The 22,512-nt window shown below is 62.7% G+C and carries 17 protein-coding genes and 2 tRNA genes; 6 read left to right on the top strand and 13 right to left on the bottom strand.

The features are described 5' to 3' along the window. Positions 1-16 precede the first annotated feature (16 nt). Together LXM55_RS17845 and LXM55_RS17850 are read left to right on the top strand one after the other, a co-directional pair. Positions 17-604: a TIGR00730 family Rossman fold protein gene (locus LXM55_RS17845; protein ID WP_233321558.1), complete on the top strand. Its 588-nt coding sequence runs from the start codon at positions 17-19 to the stop codon at positions 602-604. A 68-nt stretch (positions 605-672) separates the two neighbouring features. Continuing rightward, positions 673-849: a hypothetical protein gene (locus LXM55_RS17850; protein WP_233321560.1), complete on the top strand. Its 177-nt coding sequence runs from the start codon at positions 673-675 to the stop codon at positions 847-849. Positions 850-955: 106 nt separating this feature from the next. On the opposite strand, the gene LXM55_RS17855 is transcribed toward LXM55_RS17850, so the two are convergent. The 13 genes from LXM55_RS17855 to rnr form a co-directional block, all read right to left on the bottom strand. Beyond that, complete coding sequence (locus LXM55_RS17855; protein ID WP_233321561.1) at positions 956-1,846, bottom strand: transglutaminase family protein; 891 nt, start codon at positions 1,844-1,846, stop codon at positions 956-958. Continuing rightward, positions 1,846-4,332 (bottom strand): circularly permuted type 2 ATP-grasp protein, encoded by a 2,487-nt coding sequence (locus LXM55_RS17860; protein WP_233321562.1) that lies wholly within the window; start codon positions 4,330-4,332, stop codon positions 1,846-1,848. Before LXM55_RS17860 ends, LXM55_RS17855 begins: the two co-directional genes overlap by 1 nt. An 87-nt stretch (positions 4,333-4,419) precedes the next feature. Beyond that, positions 4,420-7,695 (bottom strand): transglutaminase family protein, encoded by a 3,276-nt coding sequence (locus LXM55_RS17865; RefSeq protein ID WP_233321563.1) that lies wholly within the window; start codon positions 7,693-7,695, stop codon positions 4,420-4,422. Between the two features lie 171 nt (positions 7,696-7,866). Beyond that, positions 7,867-8,316, bottom strand: coding sequence for a hypothetical protein (locus tag LXM55_RS17870; RefSeq protein WP_233321564.1), 450 nt, complete (start codon positions 8,314-8,316; stop codon positions 7,867-7,869). Then, complete coding sequence (locus tag LXM55_RS17875; protein ID WP_267924468.1) at positions 8,313-9,254, bottom strand: NAD synthetase; 942 nt, start codon at positions 9,252-9,254, stop codon at positions 8,313-8,315. The genes LXM55_RS17870 and LXM55_RS17875 overlap by 4 nt, the downstream gene beginning before the upstream one ends. A 171-nt stretch (positions 9,255-9,425) precedes the next feature. Continuing rightward, positions 9,426-11,723 (bottom strand): YgiQ family radical SAM protein, encoded by a 2,298-nt coding sequence (locus tag LXM55_RS17880; RefSeq protein WP_233321566.1) that lies wholly within the window; start codon positions 11,721-11,723, stop codon positions 9,426-9,428. Positions 11,724-11,868: 145 nt separating this feature from the next. Beyond that, a complete protein-coding gene (dnaB, locus tag LXM55_RS17885) occupies positions 11,869-13,266 on the bottom strand; it encodes a replicative DNA helicase (RefSeq protein WP_007921486.1) in 1,398 nt (465 codons plus the stop codon). A 122-nt stretch (positions 13,267-13,388) separates the two neighbouring features. Then, positions 13,389-13,835 carry a 50S ribosomal protein L9 gene (rplI, locus tag LXM55_RS17890; RefSeq protein ID WP_007921484.1) on the bottom strand — a complete coding sequence of 149 codons (447 nt, stop codon included), beginning with the start codon at positions 13,833-13,835 and terminating at the stop codon, positions 13,389-13,391. Between the two features lie 21 nt (positions 13,836-13,856). Then, a complete protein-coding gene (locus LXM55_RS17895) occupies positions 13,857-14,753 on the bottom strand; it encodes a hypothetical protein (RefSeq protein WP_233321567.1) in 897 nt (298 codons plus the stop codon). Positions 14,754-14,789: 36 nt separating this feature from the next. Beyond that, complete coding sequence (gene rpsR / locus LXM55_RS17900) at positions 14,790-15,020, bottom strand: 30S ribosomal protein S18 (protein WP_002551829.1); 231 nt, start codon at positions 15,018-15,020, stop codon at positions 14,790-14,792. Positions 15,021-15,048: 28 nt separating this feature from the next. Further along, positions 15,049-15,474 (bottom strand): 30S ribosomal protein S6, encoded by a 426-nt coding sequence (rpsF, locus tag LXM55_RS17905; RefSeq protein WP_011058949.1) that lies wholly within the window; start codon positions 15,472-15,474, stop codon positions 15,049-15,051. Positions 15,475-15,722: 248 nt separating this feature from the next. After that, entirely contained in the window at positions 15,723-16,484 is a 762-nt protein-coding gene (gene rlmB / locus LXM55_RS17910; protein ID WP_060842330.1) for a 23S rRNA (guanosine(2251)-2'-O)-methyltransferase RlmB, read from the bottom strand. Then, positions 16,481-19,108 carry a ribonuclease R gene (gene rnr / locus LXM55_RS17915; protein ID WP_233321568.1) on the bottom strand — a complete coding sequence of 876 codons (2,628 nt, stop codon included), beginning with the start codon at positions 19,106-19,108 and terminating at the stop codon, positions 16,481-16,483. The genes rlmB and rnr overlap by 4 nt, the downstream gene beginning before the upstream one ends. A gap of 226 nt (positions 19,109-19,334) precedes the next feature. Between rnr and LXM55_RS17920 the strand changes: the two genes are divergently transcribed. From LXM55_RS17920 to LXM55_RS17935, 4 genes are all read left to right on the top strand, one after another. Further along, a tRNA-Leu gene (locus tag LXM55_RS17920) sits at positions 19,335-19,421 on the top strand. Between the two features lie 165 nt (positions 19,422-19,586). Further along, positions 19,587-19,673 (top strand) — tRNA-Leu (locus LXM55_RS17925). 184 nt (positions 19,674-19,857) lie between these two features. Next, a complete protein-coding gene (locus tag LXM55_RS17930; RefSeq protein WP_233321569.1) occupies positions 19,858-20,883 on the top strand; it encodes an extracellular solute-binding protein in 1,026 nt (341 codons plus the stop codon). Further along, complete coding sequence (locus LXM55_RS17935) at positions 20,883-22,448, top strand: ABC transporter permease (protein WP_233321570.1); 1,566 nt, start codon at positions 20,883-20,885, stop codon at positions 22,446-22,448. Before LXM55_RS17930 ends, LXM55_RS17935 begins: the two co-directional genes overlap by 1 nt. Positions 22,449-22,512 lie beyond the last annotated feature (64 nt).

The raw sequence follows: 22,512 nt of genomic DNA on the forward strand, positions 1-22,512 counted from the left end.
GAGCTCGGAGTAAGGCATGTCGTTAACTTCTGTCTGTGTGTTCTGTGGCGCCAGCACCGGCACCCATCCCCTCTATCGTGAAGCCGCCCAGGCCCTGGGCCGGGCCATCGCCGAACGCAAGCTGACCCTGGTGTATGGCGGCGGCGCGGTGGGCCTGATGGGCATCGTCGCCGACGCCGCCCTGGCGGCCGGTGGCGAAGTCATCGGGATCATCCCGCAAAGCCTGAAGGACAAGGAAATCGGCCACCGTGGCCTGACCCGCCTGGAAGTGGTGGACGGCATGCACGCCCGCAAGGCGCGCATGGCCGAACTCAGCGACGCCTTCATCGCCCTGCCCGGCGGCCTGGGCACCCTGGAAGAGCTGTTCGAAGTCTGGACCTGGGGCCAATTGGGCTATCACCACAAGCCGCTGGGCCTGCTGGAAGTGAACGGCTTCTACGAAAAACTCAGTGGATTTCTCGACCATATCGTCGGTGAAGGCTTCGTCCGCGCCCCACACCGTGACATGCTGCAAATGAGCGAGTCGCCGGCCGGCCTGCTGGCGGCGCTGGACGCCTGGCAACCCACGGTCCCGGACAAATGGGCCGAAGGCAAACCCAGTTAACCACCCTGCCCCGATAACAGGCAGAATACGCGCCGCTCAACCTCACCTTCGACCCCAGAGGATCGCCCATGGCCAAACCCAATTACTCCTTCGCCAAACGTCAACGCGACTTGGCCAAGGAACAGAAGAAAGAGGAAAAGCTGCAACGCAAGAAAGCCGCCGCTGAAGAAAGCAGCGCACTGCCCCTGGATGCAGAAGCTGAAGTGAGCGTCGACGAGGCCGAACCAGAAGCCCCCCAAGCCTGACCTGAGCCTGTAGGAGCTGGCTGCCAGCGAAAGCGCTTCCAGCTCCACGCGGTATCCGCTGGCCCCTTTGCCGGCAAGCCGGTTCCTACAAGGCTTGAATGGGCAGTTAGGCCAGCGGCATGACGGTCACCCGGACTTCCGGGTCGTGGCTGCCCCCTCCGAGAATCACCCCACGCAACGGCGACACATCGGAAAAGTCCCGGCCCCAGGCCAGGGTGATGTGCTCCAACGCCGGCTGTACGTTGTTGGTCGGGTCGAAATCCACCCAGCCGAGCAACGGGCAAAACACCGAAACCCAGGCATGCGAAGCATCGGCACCAATCAGCCGCGGCTGCCCCGGCGGTGGCTGGGTCAGCAGGTAACCACTGACATAGCGCGCCGCCAGCCCCCGCGAACGCAGGCAGGCCAGCATCAGGTGGGCGAAGTCCTGGCACACCCCGCGCCGGCGCTCCAACACCTCCACCAATGGCGTCGCCACCTGAGTGGCTTCAGCGTCGAAGGTGAACTCACTGAAGATCTTCTCCATCAACGCCTGGGCCCCCTGCAACAATGGGCGTCCCGGCACAAAGCAGCTGGCGGAAAACTCGACGAAGCTCTGCTTCAGGTGCACATAGGGCGACTCGAAACGGTAACGGCACGCCTCCAGCAGGGCCTCGGGCAACGGCCGGCCGCTGTAGGTCAGGGCGCCACGGGCGGCATCCCATACCAGGGATTGGGCAAAGTCCAACACCGGTCGCTCCAGCACTTCGACACTGAGCTGGGCATTGACCTGCAATTCATCATGGGGCCGCTCAAAGGCCAGCCGGGTCAGGGGATTGCCGAACACGTCCTGCTCGTCACGGCGGCTGGTGGGCTCGGGGCTGATCAGCAATTGCCGCTGGCTGCACTGCTGCCAGCGACAGGCCCGAGGCCACAAGTGCGCCAGTTGCTGAGCCAGGGACACCGGGCTGTCGTAGCGATAATGGGTGTCGTGAAAAATCTGATAGCGCGCGCTCATTACACCGACACCGTTTGCTGACTGACATCATCCACATGGGCGAAATGGCGCAACGCCAATCGATCCGAAACCTGGCCACTGACCTCGGCAATCTCTTGCAGCAGATCCGCCAGGCCTTCCACCGCGGCACGCACGCTGGCCTCACCGAACAGCGCGTTCTCCAGGCAGCCCAGATCGAAATGCGTCAATCGCTCCACCAGCTGCGGCAGCGCCAGCTCGCGGGGCACAGCGAAATCATCGTTGAGGCGCTTGAGGGTTCGAGTCACCAGCTTGAGCTGGAACAGCACGGCGTGGGGGTTCTGCTCATCCAGCAACAACAGGTCGAGAACCGGGATCAACTGCGCCACCGCCAGGTAGCGCGAACGGTAGGTGATGCTGCTGTTGCCCAGCTCCAGCAGCCAATCCAGGCCGGCCTGATCGAAAACCGCGGTGCCTCGCAAGAACGCCGCGAGGCTGCTGCTGAGAAATTGCAGGCGCTCGATGCGCCGGCCGATCATCAGGAAACGCCAGCCCTCGTCGCGGGTCATGTCGTCCAGGGCAAACCCGGAGAGCGCCGCCAGGGACATCACCAGGCGGTTGAGAAAATCCAGCAGTTCGGCGAAATCCGGCGCTGGGGTGTCCAGTTCCTGGGCTTCACGTTGCAACTCCACCAGGGCCTGCCAGTTTTCCCGGGACAGCTTGCCGCGGACCTGCGACGCCGCCCACTGCAGGCGCTGCAGGTTGGAGCGCAGGCTGAACGACCAATCCTCGCCCAGCAGGGCCACCAGCAAGCGCTCGGGCAGCTCGCCCTCGTCCGGCAGTAGCATCAGGCTTTCCCCCAGGTCCACCGCGGCCAGCAGGGCTTGCGGGTCATCGCCGTCGACGTAGCGCGCCAGCATGATCCGCAGCAACCGCGCACTGTCGTCACAGCGCTCGCAGTAGCGGCCGAACCAGAACAGGTTTTCCACCACCCGCGACGGCAGGTAAGGATCGCGGCGCACCAGGTCGTACACGCCAAGGGTGCGCTGGGCCTTCCACTGCTCGCCGCTGGGAGCCCCCTCCCCCAGCACCCACGTGTCCTTGCTGGCGCCACCGCGCTGCATCGACACCACCTCGGCACCCGCATCGGCCGCGACCCGGGTCAGGCCGCCGGGCAATACTCGATACCCCTGCGCACTGGCCACCGCATACACCCGCATGCCGATCGCACGTGGCTGCAACTGCCCGCTCTCTGCCTGCCAGACCGGCGCCTGGGACAGTTGCGGCAGCTCCTGGGCGACATAGGCGTAAGGCCGCGCCCGCATGCGCTCGGCCAGTTGCGCACGCTGCTCGGGGCTCAGGTCGCGGCCCAGCACCGGGGTGAAACTCTGGGAGGCGAAAGCCGGCTTGACCAACAGCTGCGGGAGTTTATCCAGGGCCTGTTGCAGCACCGGCGCCTCACCACACCACCAGGTGGCGATGGAGGGCAGGAGCAGCTCTTGCCCCAGCAGGAACTGGCTGATCTTCGGTAAAAAACCCAGCAACCCGGGGGACTCCAGCACGCCGCTGCCCAGGGCATTGGCCACCAGCACCCGGCCCTGGCGTACCGCATCGAGCAATCCAGGAACCCCCAGGGCCGAGTCGGTACGCAACTCCAGCGGATCACAGAAGTCGTCGTCCAGGCGACGCATGATGGCGTGCACCCGACGCAGGCCGCTGAGGGTCTTGAGGTACACCGTGGCATCGCGCACGGTCAGGTCGCCGCCTTCCACCAGCGGGTAACCCAGCTGGCGCGCCAGGTACAGGTGCTCGAAATAGCTCTCGTTGAAACGCCCCGGCGTCAGCAGCACCACCAGCGGCGCCTCACTGTCTCGCGGTGCCTGGCGCGCCAGGGTCTCCTGCAAGGTGCGGAAGAACCCGGCCAGGTGTTGCACCTGCAGGTCACGGTACAGATCCGGAAAGGCCCGGGACACGCTCATGCGGTTTTCCAGGGCATAACCGGCCCCGGAAGGCGCCTGGGTGCGGTCGGCAGTCACCCACCAACGCCCGTCGGGGCTGCGCGCCAGGTCCACGGCGTACAGGTGCAGGAAGGTTTCTTCCGGCGCAAGGATGCCCTGGCACGGCCAGAGGAAATTGTTGTGACCGAACACCAGCTCTGCCGGCAGCAACCCTTCGCGGATCAGTCGTTGCGGGCCGTACAGATCCGCCAACACGGCATTGAGCAGGCGCGCGCGCTGGGCAATCCCGGCGGACAGCCGTTGCCACTCGTCTGCGGCAATCACATGGGGCAAGAGGTCCAGTTCCCAGGGCCGGTCGGCGCCCTTGGGGTCGGCATAGACGTTATAGGTGACGCCGTTCTCGTGGATCTGCCGAGTCAGCAGCGCCTGGCGCTGGGCCAGTTGCCCGGGGCTGCTGCGCTGCAATTGTTCGAGCAGGCGCTGCCAGTGCGCCCGAACCTGGCCCTGGTCATCCAGCAACTCGTGGTAGGTACCCGCCGTCAGCGGGTAACGGTCTAGCAAGTCAGGCATGGAACACTCGGCAGACGGCAGGGAAAGTCAGATTAACGCACCGCCATGACACTCGGATATGGCGATCTCGCAGGCGGCGCAAGTGGATCAGAAACGTCGCAAATCCAGGGTCAGCGGCAGCTCGTCGTTGATCACCAGAGGCGGTACTTCCAGGCTTCCGGGGCTGTGCCCAAGGCGGAAGAAGCGCGCCATGCGCCGGCTCTCCGCCTCATTGGCATTCACCGGCAGGCTGTCGTAGTTGCGCCCGCCCGGGTGGGCCACGTGGTATTGGCAACCACCCAGGGAGCGCTGCATCCAGGTGTCCAGCAGGTCGAACACCAGCGGAGCGTGCACCGCGATGGTCGGTTGCAGGCAGTTGGCCGGCTGCCAGGCACGGTAACGCACCCCGGCGACGAACTCGCCAACCCGCCCGGTGGGGTGCAGGGGCAGCGCCACGCCGTTGCAGGTCAACACATGCCGCTGGGGCACCAGGCCGCTGACCTTGACCTGCAAACGCTCCAGGGAAGAGTCGACATAACGCACCGTGCCGCCCGCCGAGCCCTCTTCCCCCAGCACATGCCAGGGTTCCAGGGCCTGACGCAGTTCCAGCTCGACAGCGCCGACCGCGTAGTCGCCGACCTTGGGAAAACGAAACGCCAGGTGCGCGGCAAACCATTCGGCCCGTAGCGGATAGCCGGCGCCATTGAGCTCCACCAGCACGTCGGCGAAATCCTGTTCGATGAAGTGCGGCAGCATAAAGCGGTCGTGCAGCTCGGTGCCCCAGCGCGCCAGCCGGGCCGGGGCATAGGGTTCGCGCCAGAAGCGCGCCACCAGCGCCCGCAGCAGCAACTGCTGGGCCAGGCTCATGCGTGCATGGGGCGGCATTTCAAACGCCCGCAGTTCCAGCAGGCCCAGGCGCCCGGTGGCGCCATCCGGCGAGTACAGCTTGTCGATGCAGAACTCGGCGCGATGGGTGTTGCCGGTGACGTCGATCAGCAGATTGCGCAGCAACCGGTCGACCTGCCACGGCGCGCACGCCTCGCCGCGCGCGGGCATCTGCGCGAAGGCGATCTCCAGTTCGTACAGCGCGTCGTTGCGCGCCTCATCGACCCTTGGCGCCTGGGACGTGGGCCCGATGAACAACCCGGAAAACAGGTAGGACAGCGACGGGTGGTTGTGCCAGTAGCTGATCAGGCTACGCAGCAGGTCGGGGCGCCGCAGGAACGGCGAGTCGCCCGGCGTGGCCCCGCCAAGGACGAAGTGGTTGCCGCCGCCGGTGCCGGTGTGGCGCCCATCGATCATGAACTTCTCGCTGGTCAGGCGCGTCAGCCGGGCCTGTTCATAGAGAAACTCAGTGCGTTCCACCAACTCGTCCCAACTCACCGACGGCTGCACGTTGACCTCGATGACGCCCGGGTCCGGCGTCACCCGGAACGTGCACAGGCGCGGGTCCGCCGGTGGCTCATAGCCCTCCAGCAAAACCGGGCAGTGCAGCTCTTCGGCGGTGGCCTCGATCACGCTGACCAGTTGCAGGTAATCCTCCAGGCGCTCCAGAGGCGGCATGAACAGGTACAGCCGCCCCTCCCGCGCCTCGGCGCAGAGCGCGGTGCGGGTCAGCCAGTCGGCCGACTGATCGACCTGCGGCACGCGCTCATCCACGGCTGCCGGGTCATCGATCGCCTCCAACTGCGCCGCATCCGGCAACGCCGGGAACGCCTGGTTCGGGTCACTGGCATGAATGAACGGATACTCCGCTGCCGTCACCCAGGGTTGGGACGCCAGGGGCAGGCGATAGCCCAGGGGCGAATCCCCCGGTACCAGGCGGCAATGGCTGTCGCGCAGGTACCAGCGCCCGCTCTGCCACTGGTCGCCCTTGGCGGTACGGGCCAGGGGCAGCACCTGGCCGACAACCTTGGCCAAGCCCTGGCTGAAGACCTTGCGCAGCCGCTCCCGCTCAAGGGCATCCTCCAGCCGCGAGTCCTCGGCGCTGACGTTCAGTGGCAGGCCGCCTTCGCGCCACAGGTAGTAGAAGTGGTCTTCATAGGCGGGAAAGACAAATCGCGCGGGCAGCTTCAAGCGCTCGGCGACACTGGCCAGAAAGCGCCCGGCCACCTCCGCGTCGGCGGCGTAACCCTCATGCTCGTCGGCGATCAGCGCGCTGTTGCGCCACACCGGCACACCGTCGCGCCGCCAGTGGCAGTTCAGCGACCAGCGCGGCAGTGGCTCCCCCGGGTACCACTTGCCCTGGCCGAAGTGCACCAGGCCGTGCGGCGCATAGCGCTTGCGCAGGCGCTGGAACAGCTCGCCGGCCAGGCGGCGCTTGTTCGCCCCCAGCGCCGCGGTGTTCCACTCCGGGCCGTCGGGGTCGTCAATGGAAACGAAGGTCGGTTCGCCGCCCATGGTCAGGCGCACATCCGCCTCCAGCAGTTCGACGTCAATCTGCCGGCCCAGAGCCTGGATCGCCAGCCACTGTTCTTCGGTGTAGGGCTTGGTCACCCGGGGCGCTTCCCAAATGCGCTCCACACTCATTTCATGGCTGAATTCGCACTCGCAGGGTTGCACCAGGCCACTGATCGGCGCGGCCGAAGAGGGATCGGGGCTACAGGCCAGGGGAATATGCCCTTCCCCGGCGAACAAGCCAGACGTGGCATCCAGGCCGATCCAGCCGGCGCCGGGCAGGTAGACCTCGCACCAGGCATGCAGGTCGGTGAAATCCACCTCGGTGCCGGACGGGCCATCCAGGGATTTGACGTCCGCCGTCAGCTGGATCAGGTAGCCGGAGACGAAGCGCGCCGCCAGCCCCAGTTTGCGCAACAACTGCACCAGCAGCCAGGCCGAGTCGCGGCAGGAGCCGGAGGCGTTAAGCAGGGTCTGCTCCGGAGTCTGGACCCCGGGTTCCATGCGGATCAGGTAGGCAATGTCGGTGCTGAGCCGTTGATTCAGGGCCACCAGAAAGTCCACCGCCGGCAACGGCGCGCGCGGGATCGCCTCCAGGTAAGCCTGGAGCCTGGGCGTCAGCGGCAGGGTTTCCAGGTAGGGCGCCAGCTCGCGCTGTTCATCCGCGGCGTAGGCGAAGGGAATCTGCTGCGCGTAGGGCTCAAGGAAGAAATCGAACGGGTTGAACACGGCCATTTCCGCGAGCAGGTCGACTTCGATCCGCAGCTCGCTGGTTTTCTCTGGAAACACCAGGCGCGCCAGGTAATTGCCCTGGGGGTCCTGTTGCCAGTTGATGAAGTGCTGCTCGGGCTGAACCTTCAAGGCATAGGAAAGGATTCGCGTGCGGCTGTGGGCCGCCGGGCGCAAGCGAACGATCTGCGGGCCCAGTTCGACGGCACGGTCATAGCGATAGTGCGTGACGTGGTGCAATGCGACATGAATCGACACGGCGTGCCTCCTGCGAGCCTGAACGGTGGGGGAACCCGCGCAAGACTTATGCCAGCGCGCCAGTCCACGGGGTTGTTCAGTGAACCAGGGCAGTACAGCACCAAAACTGCGCAATCGAGGCATCCCCGTGCAGGCAATTGCACATAAATGCGCCAGAAGGCGTGCGAGGAATCAGCCGCGTTGGTGCGGCGGCTTCATGCGCTGGCGCTGGTGGCGGATCTCCAGCAGGCGTTCGCGCATTTCCCGGTGCCGCTTGCTGTTGAGCAGCAACAGCCCGAGCAGCGGCAGCAACACCCCGAACAGGTACACCCCCTGGTGCGGGTGATACCCAAGCATCGGCACCACCCCCAGCAGGCAAACGCCAAAGTAGCCGGCCACCAGCCATACCGCGCGGCGAATGCCCCGCACTATCAGCAGGTTGCCCAGCACCAGCAGCGGGATCAGAAACACCAGGCCAAGCAGAAAGTAATGATCGCGCTGATCCGCCGCCATGGCTCGCCAATAGGTGGTTCCAGCCAGTGACAGCAGGATCGAGGCACTGAAGCAGCCCAGCAGCACAGTGAGCATGAAGGTCGGGAAGTAACGCGCGAGAAACGCCCGCATCGAGCCGCCGCCGATCATTCGTTGAACTCCTCGTAGAGCCCCACCGCCAGCGTCTTCACGGTGCCGATATTGCCGGAACTGTAGCTGCCGGCGGTGCTCAGCGCCGCCCCGAGGGCGTCCTTCATCTGCGTCAGGGTGGCGTGCTTGATCTGTGCCGACGAATAGCGCTTGGGCAAGGCCCCAACCCGCTGCTGCAGCTTCAGCAGCTTGGGCGTCAGGCTCGGGTCCTGCAGGCTCAGCAACTCCTTGGTCAGCTTGGCGCGTTCCTGGCGATTGAGCCCCTTGAGCAACTGCATCCAGCTTTTACCGGTGTTGGCCGCCTTGTTGGCCTTGAGCAGCTTGACCGTGGTCAGCGCCGAGCCACCGACGCCCACCAGGGAGATGCCATCGAGGATCGGCGAAACCAGGCTGTACCACTCGGCGTCATCCATCCGGTCGTTGGCCGCTGGGTCCTGGATCTCGTTGATCACCCGAGCACCGCCAATCGCGCACTGGGCGGTGCCTGCGGCGGCGACCGTGACCCCGAGCCCGACCATCCAGGCGCTGGCCCCCGCCGTGAACGGCACCGCGATGCTGCCGCTGAACACCACCAGCCAGCCAATGACCGCAGCGGTGCAGGACAGCGTGGCATTGAACGATTCGGTGGCCAGCCGGGATTCCCGGGGGTTGTTCTTCACCTGATCGACGAACTGCTGGGGCGCGATGTATTTCTTCGCTTCGCGCAGGATGATCCGCTTGGGCGTGATGCTGCAGATCGGCTTGAATTCGCGCAGGGTCACCACATTGAAGTCGGCATCGATGTACACCACCCCGGCGCCGACGATCGCCGGATCGGCATCAATCGCGGCAAACAAGCGCGGCAGGTTGATCTGGCTTTCGATACGTTGGCGGGCAAGAAACTGCGAAGGGCTGGAGTCCATGCCGATGGCGGCTAACGAGCTGGTCACGCGATTCATCCTTGGGCTGGCGGTGGGAATCTGCCTGATGGCCTCACGCCATCCCGGCAGTGCGGCGATAAAAACCCGGCAACCTTAACAAAGCCCTGGCGATTTGTTGCGCGCCCGCGGGCAAAAAAATCCACTGCCGTAAAAGCAAAACGCCAGCTCGGGAGCTGGCGTTTTTCAGGTTCAGCGCGGCACTACCGGCTTGCGAGTGGGCTTCTTGCCCTTGCCCTTGGCGGCGTCGGCGCGCTCCTTGGCCGCCTGCTTGTTGCGGGCAAACGCTGCGGCCTTGGCCTGTTCGCGCTTGTCCCAGGCATTGCCGCCGTCGCTGCCACGCGGTGGCAGGCCGGTGTGCTGGGTGAGGATCCTGGTTTCCTTGGCCACCTTGTGGCTGCCGGCCGGGGTCGAGTTCTTGCGACGGGCACTCTGGTAGCTGTCGGTGGCCGGCTGGTGGGCCGGAATCAACTGGTTCTTGCCCGGGCCGATCAGGTCGCCACGGCCCATGCGCAGCAGGGCTTCACGCAGCATCGGCCAGCCCTTCGGATCGTGGTAGCGCAGGAATGCCTTGTGCAGGCGGCGCTGCTCCTCGCTCTTGACGATGGTCACGCCGTCGCTCTTGTAGGTGACCTTGCGCAGCGGGTTCTTGCCCGAGTGGTACATGGCGGTGGCGGTGGCCATCGGCGACGGGTAGAACGCCTGCACCTGGTCGGCGCGGAAGCCGTTGCCCTTGAGCCACAGGGCCAGGTTCATCATGTCTTCATCGGTGGTGCCCGGGTGGGCGGCGATGAAGTACGGAATCAGGTACTGCTCCTTGCCCGCTTCCTTGGAGTACTTCTCGAACATGCGCTTGAAGCGGTCATAGGTGCCGATGCCCGGCTTCATCATCTGGTTGAGCGGGCCTTCCTCGGTGTGTTCCGGGGCGATCTTCAGGTAGCCGCCAACGTGGTGGGTCACCAGTTCCTTGACGTACTCCGGCGATTCCACCGCCAGGTCGTAGCGCAGGCCGGAGGCGATAAGGATCTTCTTCACCCCGGGCAAGGCACGGGCGCTGCGGTACAGCTGGATCAGCGACGAATGGTCGGTGTTCAGGTTCGGGCAGATGCCGGGGAACACGCAGGACGGCTTGCGGCACGCGGATTCGATTTCCGGGCTCTTGCAGGCGATGCGGTACATGTTCGCGGTCGGGCCGCCGAGGTCGGAAATCACCCCGGTAAAACCAGGCACCTTGTCACGAATTTCTTCGATCTCGCGAATGATCGACTCTTCGGAACGGTTCTGGATGATCCGCCCTTCGTGCTCGGTGATGGAGCAGAAGGTACAGCCGCCGAAGCAGCCACGCATGATGTTCACCGAGAAGCGGATCATGTCGTACGCCGGGATCTTTTCCTTGCCATAGGCCGGGTGCGGAATGCGCTGATACGGCATGCCGAACACGTAGTCCATTTCCTCGGTGGTCATGGGAATGGGCGGCGGGTTGAACCACACATCCACTTCACCGTGCTTCTGCACCAGGGCACGGGCGTTGCCCGGGTTGGTTTCCAGGTGCAGCACGCGGTTGGCGTGGGCGTACAGGACCGGGTCGTTACGCACCTTCTCCATGGACGGCAGGCGGATCACGGTCTTGTCCCGGGTCATGCGCGGGCTGGCGAGGATCTGCACCACCTTGGCTTCGCTCGGGTCTTCAACCGGCCCCTTCTCCTGCTCGATGGCGCAGGCCTGGGTGTCCTGGGTGTTGACGTAGGGGTTGATGATCTTGTCGATCTTGCCCGGGCGGTCGATACGGGTGGAATCCACTTCGTACCAGTCTTTCGGTGTGTCACGGCGAATGAAGGCGGTGCCGCGCACGTCGGTGATGTCTTCGATCTTGTGGCCGTAGGACAGGCGCTGGGCCACTTCGACGATGGCCCGCTCGGCGTTGCCGTACAGCAGGATGTCGGCGCTGGCGTCGATCAGGATCGAGTTGCGCACCCGGTCCTGCCAGTAGTCGTAGTGGGCGATACGGCGCAGGGAAGCCTCGATGCCGCCCAGCACGATCGGCACGTTCTTGTAGGCTTCCTTGCAGCGCTGGCTGTACACCAGGCTTGCACGGTCCGGGCGCTTGCCCGCCAGGCCGCCCGGGGTGTAGGCATCGTCGGAACGGACTTTCTTGTCGGCGGTGTAGCGGTTGATCATCGAGTCCATGTTGCCGGCGGCGACGCCGAAGAACAGGTTCGGCTCGCCGAGCTTCATGAAGTCGTCTTTGGACTGCCAGTTGGGCTGAGCGATGATCCCGACGCGAAAGCCCTGGGACTCCAGCAGCCGGCCAATGATCGCCATGCCGAACGACGGGTGATCGACGTAGGCATCACCGGTGACAATGATGATGTCGCAGGAATCCCAGCCGAGCTGATCCATCTCCTCCCTGCTCATGGGCAGGAATGGCGCTGGCCCGAAACATTCGGCCCAGTACTTCGGATAGTCGAATAACGGCTTGGCTGCTTGCATGTCGATGACCGGTGTTGGCTTGAATAGGGACGCGATGGGTATCAGGAAAATTCGCGGGCGCGGAATATAGCACAAAAAATAACCAATTCCGACCAAAAGGGTCGGAATTCGTTATCAGGTCACGCGACCACCATGGCTGGCGCCGTTATTCGTCGTCGTCGAAGTTGTAACTGCCCGGCGCGAGGTTCTCGAAGCGGGTGTACTTGCCGATGAACGCCAGGCGGATAAAGCCGATCGGGCCGTTCCGCTGCTTGCCGATGATGATTTCGGCAATGCCCTTGTGTTCGGTTTCCGGGTGATACACCTCATCCCGGTACACGAACATGATCACGTCGGCGTCCTGCTCGATCGCTCCGGATTCCCGCAAGTCGGAGTTCACCGGGCGCTTGTTGGGACGTTGTTCCAGGGAGCGGTTGAGCTGGGACAGGGCCACCACCGGGCAGTTGAATTCCTTGGCCAGGGCCTTGAGGGACCGGGAGATCTCGGAAATCTCGTTGGTCCGGTTGTCACCGCTGGACCCCGGGATCTGCATCAGTTGCAGGTAGTCGATCATGATCAGGGCGATATCGCCGTGCTCGCGCACCAGACGCCGGGTCCGCGCACGCATTTCCGAGGGGCTGATGCCCGCGGTGTCGTCGATGAACAGCTTGCGGTCGTTGAGCAGGTTGACCGCCGAAGTCAGGCGCGGCCAATCGTCGTCTTCCAGCTGGCCGGAACGGACCTTGGTCTGGTCGATGCGGCCCAGGGAAGACAGCATACGCATGATCAGCGATTCACCTGGCATCTCCAGGGAGTACACCAGCACCGCCTTGTCGCTGCGCAGTACGGCGTTTTCCACCAGGTTCATGGCGAAGGTGGTCTTACCCATGGACGGACGGCCGGCGACGATGATCAAGTCGGCCGGTTGCAGGCCGCTGGTCTTCTCGTCGAGGTCGGTGTAGCCGGTGGACAGGCCGGTGATGGCGTTGTCGGTGTTGAACAGGGTATCGATGCGGTCGATGGCCTTGGTCAGCAACTCGTTGACGCCCACCGGGCCGCCGGTCTTGGGCCGCGCTTCGGCGATCTGGAAGATCTGCCGTTCGGCCTCGTCGAGGATCTCCTCGGCGGTGCGGCCTTCGGGGTTGAAGGCGCTGTCGGCGATCTCGGTGCTGATGCCGATCAGCTGGCGCAGGGTCGCCCGCTGGCGAACGATCTGCGCATAGGCCTTGATGTTGGCCACCGACGGGGTGTTCTTCGCCAGCTCGCCGAGATAGCCCAGGCCGCCGACCTGCGACGTCTGGCCTTCCTTGTCCAGCTGCTCGGACAGAGTGACCACGTCGATGGGCATGTTCTGGTCGGCCAGCTTGGCGATGGCGCGGAAAATCAAACGGTGGTCATGCCGGTAGAAATCGCCGTCGGACACTTGATCCAACACGCGTTCCCAGGCGTTGTTGTCCAGCATCAGACCACCGAGCACGGCCTGTTCGGCCTCGATGGAATGCGGCGGCACCTTCAGGGCGGCGGTTTGCAGATCGTATTGCTCGGGAGCGGAGATATCGTTCATGGCCACTTGGAATTCGGGGGTGAAATCAGGATCAGCAGAAAGACAAAGGGCACGACCTGTAAACAGGATCGTGCCCGATGTTAACCGTCAGCCACACAAGGTGCCAGACGATTTGGTACTGCTTAAGCAGCCACCACGACAACGCGTACGGTTGCTTCAACTTCAGCGTGCAGGTGCACGGCTACGTCGAATTCACCTACGTTGCGGATGGTGCCGTTCGGCAGACGAACTTCGCTTTTTGCCACTTCAACGCCGGAGGCGGTCAGTGCATCAGCGATGTCGTGGGTGCCGATCGAACCGAACAGCTTGCCTTCGTCACCGGCGGTGGCAGTGATGGTCACTTCCAGCTCAGCCAGTTGCGCAGCGCGAGTTTCGGCAGAAGCCTTCTTCTCTGCAGCCAGTTTTTCCAGCTCGGCACGACGCGCTTCGAACGCAGCCAGGTTGGCAGCGGTAGCAGCGGTGGCTTTGCCGAAAGGCAGCAGGTAGTTACGGCCGTAACCAGCCTTAACGTTTACCTTATCGCCCAGGTTGCCCAGGTTGGCGATTTTTTCCAGCAGGATCAGTTCCATTTGGTAATAACCTCTTAACTTTTAACCTTCACCGTTCGCAGAGCCGTTATCAGCGTCTTTCGGCGCCAAACGACCGCGAAAATCAACCAGACTGTCGACAGTGGCCATGACCACGAGCAACGGGACGAGCAGGTGCATCAAAGGCAATAGCGTGACGTAAACCCCGACCAGCCAGAAATTGGCCAGTCTTTTCTGTGCCACCAGCCCGTGCATCAGGGCCAGCCCGGCAAGGACCAGAGGTACGCTGCAAAACGGCACCATAATCCACATTTGCGGGCTCAGAGCCGGCCCCACAAACATCAATGCCAACAGCAACATCAAGGGTCCCTTGGGGATTCTGATCTGGCGAAATTCGCGACCAAAACCACCGGGGTTGTACAACGACGCTTGCCAGTAGCGCCCAAGAATCAGGCACAGCACGCTGAAGACCTGAAACATCATCGCAATCGAACCGATCACCAAAGGTGCAACGAGTGAAGCGAGGTTGGCTCGCTGGTCTACCGAAAGCTGCTGGTAGGCCTCACCCAACATCAGTGGCAGGAGCTTTACAAGTTCCTGCGTCACCGCGTCGACAAAGGGACTGAACAACGCCCCCAATATCGCTACACACAACAGCGCAATCGCCACGCTCGCCAACAGCACACGGTTCCAGGAGTGACCGGCGCGCAACACCAGCGCCAGACCGCAAGACCCAAGCAGCACCAGCAGTACGCTGGGGTCTTTCTGGAAGTGCCAGCAAATCAATGCTGAAAGCACCCCGACTCCAAGGACGCCAAGGGCGTCCGAACCGCGCCGAAGGAGCACGAGGCAACCCGCAGCGGCACTTAACCAGAACAACAGCGGCAATGCCGCAGATCCGGCCACGACTAACGTGGCCTGCACACGACCGCGCATGATGAACTCAGCTAAGGCGCGCATGCATTCAATCCCTTACTACTTGTCGACTGCCCGATCTCAGCGGCCGTGGCTGTCGGTGTAGGCCAGCAGGGCCAGGAAGCGGGCGCGCTTGATAGCGGTGGCCAGCTGACGCTGATAACGAGCTTTGGTACCGGTGATGCGGCTTGGAACGATTTTGCCGGTCTCGGATACGTAGGCTTTCAGAGTGTTGAGATCTTTGTAATCGATCTCTTTCACGTCTTCAGCGGTGAAGCGGCAGAATTTACGACGACGGAAGAAACGTGCCATGTAATTGGCTCCTCAAAAGGTCCGTGGATTACTCGTCAGCGTTATCGCTGGCGTCGCTGTTGTCGCTGTCATCGCCATCGGCGCTGTCAGCATGCTCAGGACGGTCACGACGCTCACGGCGCTCACTGCGGTTCTCTTCAGCCTTGAGCATCTCGGATTGGCCAGTGATGGCTTCTTCGCGACGGATGACCAGGTTACGGATCACAGCATCGTTGTAACGGAAGTTGTCTTCCAGCTCAGCCAGGGCTTTACCGGTGCACTCAACGTTCAGCATCACGTAGTGAGCCTTGTGAACATTGTTGATTGCGTAGGCCAGTTGACGACGGCCCCAGTCTTCCAGACGGTGGATTTTGCCGCCGTCTTCTTCGATCAGCTTGGTGTAACGCTCAACCATGCCGCCGACTTGCTCGCTTTGATCCGGGTGGACCAAAAAGATGATTTCGTAATGACGCATGAATGCTCCTTACGGGTTGTAGCCTGCCGCCTATAAGCGGTCAGACAAGGAGTGAATGACACTTGTGTGTCTTGCCATAGATAGGCACATATGCGCCTGCCGTCACGGCAAGGGGCGCAATTGTAGAGAAGGGGGAACAGCGGCGCAAGGAAATTGGTGATTATTTGAACAGCAGCTGCAAGCCACGAGCTTCAAGCGACAAGTCAAAAGCGCTTGTCGCTGGTAACTTGCCGCTTGCAGCTTATTTGCTACTTGCGCGAAGTCGAAGCCTTGACGCTACGTTGACGCATGGCTTCGAACAGGCAGACGCCCGTGGCCACGGAGACGTTGAGGCTGCTGACGCTGCCAGCCATTGGCAGGCGCACCAGGTAGTCACAGTGTTCGCGGGTCAGGCGCCGCATGCCTTTGCCTTCGGCGCCCATGATGATGATGGTCGGGCCGGTCAGGTCCTGATCGTACAGTTCCTGTTCGGCCTCGCCGGCGGTGCCGACGATCCACAGGCCACGCTGCTGGAGTTTCTCCAGGGTACGGGCCAGGTTGGTCACCGCCACCAGCGGTATCACTTCCGCAGCGCCGCAAGCCACTTTGCGCACGGTCGGCGTCAGGGTCGCCGACTTGTCCTTGGGCACCAGCACCGCCAAAGCACCGGCCGCATCGGCGGTGCGCAGGCAGGCGCCAAGGTTATGCGGGTCGGTCACGCCGTCCAGCACGAGCAACAGCGGCGCGCCTTCGGTACGGTCCAGCAGCTCATCGAGCATGGCCTCGCCCCACACCTGGCTCGGGCTGACTTCCGCCACCACGCCCTGATGCACACCTTCTACCCAGGCATCCATTTCGCGCCGCTCGGCCTGGCCGACCGACACACGGTTCTGCGCCGCCAGATCCACCAGCACTTGAACCCGTGGATCACTGCGCCCTTCAGCCAACCAGATCTGCTTGACCCGCTTGGGATGGTGACGCAGCAACGCTTCTACAGCGTGTACGCCGTAGATCTTTTCCAACTGACTCATGACTTGGCCTTAGGTTTGCGCGCCCCGCCGCTTTTCGCGCCGGAAGCAGGGCCCGCCTTGGGCGGCCCCTTACGATGTTTGCTCGGTTTGGCAGGTCGGTCGCTGTCTCTGGCGGGAGCCGATTTGCCGGACTTTCCCCCAGGCGCCGCTTTACCGCCGCTTTTGGCTTCAGCCAGCAGTGCCCGTTTCATTTCACGACTCTTGCGCACTTCGGCGTTTTTCGCCGCAGCGTCGCTTGGACGATAAGCCTCGACAGCCTTCTCCTTGGCGGCGCCGCGACGCCCCGCCTTGGCTGGAGCCGGCTCTTCCACCACCTTGCTTGCAGGGACGTCCGCGGCACCGCGCTTCTTGCGGCCGATCGGCGCATTGATGGTTTTTTCGGCCATCTCGAAGTCGATCTTGCGCTCGTCCAGATCAACGCGCATGACGCGCACTTCAACGGTGTCGCCCAGGCGGAAACTGCGACCGGTGCGCTCGCCCGCCAGGCGGTGATGCACAGGGTCGAAGTGGTAGTAGTCACCCGGCAGAGCCGTGACGTGTACCAGGCCTTCGACGTAGATATCGGTCAACTCGACGAACAGGCCGAACCCGGTCACCGCCGTGATCACCCCGGGGAACGACTCGCCGACACGATCCTTCATGAACTCGCACTTGAGCCAGTTCACTACGTCACGAGTGGCCTCGTCGGCACGGCGCTCGCTCATCGAGCACTGCTCGCCGAGTTGCTCCAGAGTGGCCTCGTCGTACGGATAGATACGTGCTTTCGGAATAGTCATTGCTCCAGCGCGACGCACGTGCGGCGTGTCCTGCTTGGAGTGGATGACACTGCGAATGGCCCGATGGGTCAGCAGGTCCGGGTAGCGACGGATCGGCGAGGTGAAGTGGGTGTAGGCCTCGTAATTCAGACCGAAGTGGCCCTGGTTATCGGCGCTGTACACTGCCTGGCTCAGGGAACGCAGCATCACGGTCTGGATCAGGTGGTAATCCGGACGATCCTTGATGGTTTCCAGCAGCGCCTGGTAGTCCTTCGGCGTCGGACCGTCCTTGCCTTTATGCAGGGACAGACCCAGTTCGCCGAGGAAGGCGCGGAGTTTTTCCAGGCGCTCCGGCGGCGGGCCGTCGTGCACCCGGTAAAGGGCTGGAATCTCGTGCTTCTTGAGGAACTCGGCGGTGGCCACGTTGGCCGCCAGCATGCATTCCTCGATCAGCTTGTGCGCATCGTTGCGGGTGGTCGGGCGAATTTCCGCGATTTTGCGCTCGGAACCGAAGATGATCCGGGTTTCCTGGGTTTCGAAGTCGATGGCGCCACGGGTATGTCGAGCCCCCAGCAGAACCTTGTACAGCGCATACAGCTGCTTCAGGTGTGGCAATACATCGCCATATTCACCGCGCAGTTGCTTGGCTTCGCTGGTCTTCGGCTGTTCGAGCATGGTGCTGACCTTGTTGTAGGTCAGTCGCGCCTTGGAGTGGATCACCGCTTCGTAGAACTGGTAGTCGGTCATCTCGCCAGACTTGGAGATGGTCATCTCGCACACCATGGCCAGGCGATCGACTTTCGGGTTCAGCGAGCACAGGCCATTGGACAGCTGCTCGGGCAGCATCGGAATCACCCGCTCGGGGAAATACACCGAGTTGCCACGCACCTGGGCTTCGGCATCCAGGGCCGAACCGATCTTCACGTAGCTGGAGACGTCGGCAATCGCCACGTACAGTTTCCAGCCGCCACCGAACAGACGCAGCTTGCCGGGCTTGGCTTCGCAGAACACCGCGTCGTCGAAGTCGCGGGCATCTTCGCCGTCGATGGTGACGAAAGGCAGGTCACGCAGGTCGATGCGCTTCTCTTTGTCCTTTTCTTCCACTTCGGGCTTGAGCTTGCCGGCTTCCTTGAGCACAGCCTCTGGCCAGACATGCGGGATATCGTAGGTGCGCAAGGCCACATCGATTTCCATGCCTGGCGCCATGTAGTTGCCCACCACTTCCACCACGTCGCCTTGCGGCTGGAAGCGCGGCGTCGGCCAGTGAGTGATCTTCACTTCAACGAACTGGCCGATCTTGGCATTGGCATTGCGCCCCGGCGTCACCAGCACTTCCTGCTGGATCTTCGGGTTGTCCGCCACGACGAAGCCGATACCACCTTCTTCGAAATAACGGCCAACGATGCTTTCGTGGGCACGAGAGACCACTTCGACGATCACGCCTTCACGGCGACCACGACGGTCCAGGCCGGAAACCCGGGCCAGGGCACGGTCACCATCGAACACCAAGCGCATTTGCGCCGGGCTCATGAACAGGTCGTCGCTACCATCATCCGGCACCAGGAAGCCGAAGCCGTCGCGATGGCCGCTGATGCGTCCGAGAATCAGGTCAAGCTTGTCTACCGGTGCATAAGTGCCACGGCGGGTATAGATCAGTTGAGCGTCGCGCTCCATGGCGCGCAGGCGGCGGCGCAGGGCTTCGAGCTGGTCTTCTGTGGTCAGACCGAACTCTTCTACCAGCTGCTCGCGGCTAGCAGGCGAACCCCGGTCAGCAAGGTGCTGGAGGATAAGTTCGCGGCTAGGAATAGGGTTTTCGTATTTTTCCGCTTCACGAGCGGCCTCGGGATCGAGGGACTGCCAATCGGCCATTAGATAAATTTCACCTTGTCTATATGCGGGTTAGTTTGGCATACGCGTATTGAAACGGGAAATTTCAGGCTCAGACAACACGGGAATAATCCTCGCCATTGCCTCAGAAACATCGTCACGCATACCGCTGCAGACTTTTTTCAAACTTTTTTGAAATCGGGGGTTTACAGCTTAAGGGAGCCTCCGTATAGTGCGCGCCATCGACGACGGAGACGTCAGCGATACTGCCCAGATGGTGAAATTGGTAGACACGCCAGCTTCAGGTGCTGGTGGCCGCAAGGCCGTGGAAGTTCGAGTCTTCTTCTGGGCACCAATTCAAGAGCTTGAGATTAGATCAGTTTCAAGGCTCAAACAAAAACCCGCGAAAGCGGGTTTTTGCATTCTAAGTGTTTGATTTAATAAAACCAAAACAGGGGTTTACAGATCAAAACACGATCCGTATAGTGCGCTCCATCGACACGGCGACGATGTCGATACTGCCCAGATGGTGAAATTGGTAGACACGCCAGCTTCAGGTGCTGGTGACCGCAAGGTCGTGGAAGTTCGAGTCTTCTTCTGGGCACCAATTCAAAACTTGAGAGCATCGCTTTCAAGTCTCACAAAAACCCGCGAAAGCGGGTTTTTGCGTTTCTGCCCTCCGATATTTCCTGCACCACCCGCCGCCTCCATACCCGCAAAGCGCACATGAGAAACGATATCGTTTATGATTGTTACAAGTTTTTGCGGCACTACAGTGAGGAAACCTGCGAATGATGTTTAGAAACACCCTCCTTCCAACATCCCTTCTGCGCGGCCTGACCATCACTTTGCTGGGACTGACCCTGGCATCCCCACTCACCCAGGCAGCCGATCCGGTTTCGCTGACCCTGTACAACGGCCAGCACAAGGAAGTCGGCGACGCGGTGGCCAAGGCCTTCGAAGCCAAGACCGGCATCCACGTCAATGTACGCAAGGGCAGTAGCAATCAACTGGCCAGCCAGGTCGTGGAAGAAGGGGACCGCTCCCCCGCCGATGTGATCTACACCGAAGAGTCTCCGCCCCTCAACAAGCTTGGCGAACAAGGCCTGCTGGCCCAGACCGACGCTGCAACCCTGGCCGTGCTGCCCAAGGAATATGTCGCAGGCAACGGCACCTGGATCGGCGTCACCGCTCGCGTGCGAGTCGTGGCCTTCAACCCGAAACTGATCGACGAAAAAGATCTGCCCAAGTCGGTGATGGAGTTTTCCCAACCGCAATGGCAAGGCAAGGTCGGCTTCGTGCCTACCAGCGGCGCCTTCCAGGAACAGGCCGTGGCCATCATCAAGCTGCACGGCACGGACGCTGCCGAAGAGTGGCTGACCGGCCTGCGGGCGTTCGGCAAGGTCTACAGCAATAACATGGTGGCCCTCAAAGCCGTGGAAAACGGCGAAGTAGCCACGGTCCTGGTGAACAATTACTACTGGTTCGCCCTGCAACGGGAAAAAGGCCGACTGGACTCGAAACTGCACTACTTCACCGGCGGTGACGTCGGCGGCCTGATCACTGTATCCAGCGCAGCAGTGCTCAAGTCCAGCAAACATCCGAAAGAGGCCCAGCAACTCCTCGCCTATATGGCCAGCGAAGAAGGCCAACGGGTCATCACCCAGACCACCGCCGAGTATCCACTGCATAAAGGCATGCAGTCGGATCGCGGGCTCAAGCCTTTCAGCGAGCTGGAGGCGCCGAAGGTCACCCCTGCCGACCTCGGCAATGCCGAAGAAGCCCTGGACCTGGAACGCGACGTCGGCCTGAACTGATGAATCCATCGCCCTCCGCTCCCGCCTTGCGCGCCACCTATGTGCCAAGGCGCAAGCGGCCTTCGATCTGGCTACTGCTGCCAGTCCTGCTGCTGGTTGGCCTGAGCCTGCTGCCACTGCTGTATGTCGGGCTCAAGGCCTGGCAGGCCGGCTGGGCAGAAGCCCTGCACCTGCTGTGGCGCCCCTACGTATTGCGCCTGCTGAGCAACACCTTGCTGCTGATGCTCGGGGTGACTGCTGCCTGCGCCGCGATCGGCCTATCCCTGGCCTGGCTGCTGGAACGCAGCGACCTGCCAGGGCGACGGATCTGGGGCGTGGTGCTGTGCCTGCCCTTCGCCGTGCCGGCCTTTGTCAGCAGCTTCACCTGGGTCTCCCTGAGTGCCGGATTCGAAGGCCTGGGCGGCGCCATCCTGGTGATGACCCTGTCCAAATACCCGCTGGTGTTCCTGCCAGTGGCGGCGACCCTGCGCAATCTCGACCCCTCCCTCGAAGAGTCGGCACGAACCCTGGGACAAAATCGCTGGGGCGTGTTCTTCAAGGTCACCCTCCCCCTGCTCTGGCCCTCGTTGCTGGCCGGATCGCTGCTGATTGCCCTGCATATGCTGGTGGAGTTCGGCGCGCTGTCGATCATCGGCCTGCAAACCTTCACCACGGCCATCTACCAGCAATTCGAACTGGAGTTCAGCAACGCCAACGCCGCCATGCTTTCGGCAGTGCTGCTGGCCCTGTGCCTGGCCCTGCTGGGGCTGGAGCTGCGGGTACGCGGCAAGGGCCGGCACGTGCGCACCGGCCAGGGCGCTGCACGACACGCCGAACAAGTGCGACTGGGGCGCTGGTCCGCAGGCGGCCAAATCTACTGCCTGCTGCTGACCCTGATCGGTAGCGGCATACCTCTGGGAATGCTCGCCTACTGGCTGGCAGTAGGCTCATCGGCCGCCTTCCCGGTCGCCGCCATCAGCGAGGCGCTGCTGTCCTCCCTGGCACTGTCCCTGGGCGGCGCCGGCCTGTGCCTGGTTCTGGCGGTGCCGGTGGGCCTGCTGGTGGTGCGCTACAAGGGCCAACTGGCGATCTGGGCCGAGCGCCTGCCGTATCTGCTGCACGCCCTGCCGGGGCTGGTGATTGCCCTGACCCTGGTGTATTTCGCCCTGCACTACGTGCCGGTGCTGTACCAGACCTCGACCCTGCTGCTGATTGCCTACGCCCTGCTGTTCCTGCCCCTGGCCCAGGCGCCAATCCGTACCGCGCTGAACAAGGCCGCACCGCAGCTGGAAGAAGCAGCACGAACCCTCGGCGCCTCGTCGTTCAGCGCCTTCTGCCGAGTGACCCTGCCGATCATCTTCCCCGCACTGGGTGCAGCGTTCGCCCTGGTGTTTCTGGATGCGATGAAGGAGCTGACCGCCACCCTCCTGCTCAGCCCGACAGGCTTGAACACGCTGGCCACGGAAGTCTGGGCGCATACGGCAAATGTGGAGTTTGCGGCGGCGGCACCTTATGCGGCACTGCTGATTCTGGTGTCGGGACTGCCGGTCTATCTATTGACGACGCGGATGTATTTGAGTCGCTGAGAAGGGGTTCGCCGGCAAGCCGGCTCCTACGGACCACTGCAGGAGCCGGCTTATCAGCGAAGCA

Source organism: Pseudomonas sp. Au-Pse12 (assembly GCF_021341665.1).
Taxonomy (GTDB): Bacteria; Pseudomonadota; Gammaproteobacteria; order Pseudomonadales; family Pseudomonadaceae; genus Aquipseudomonas.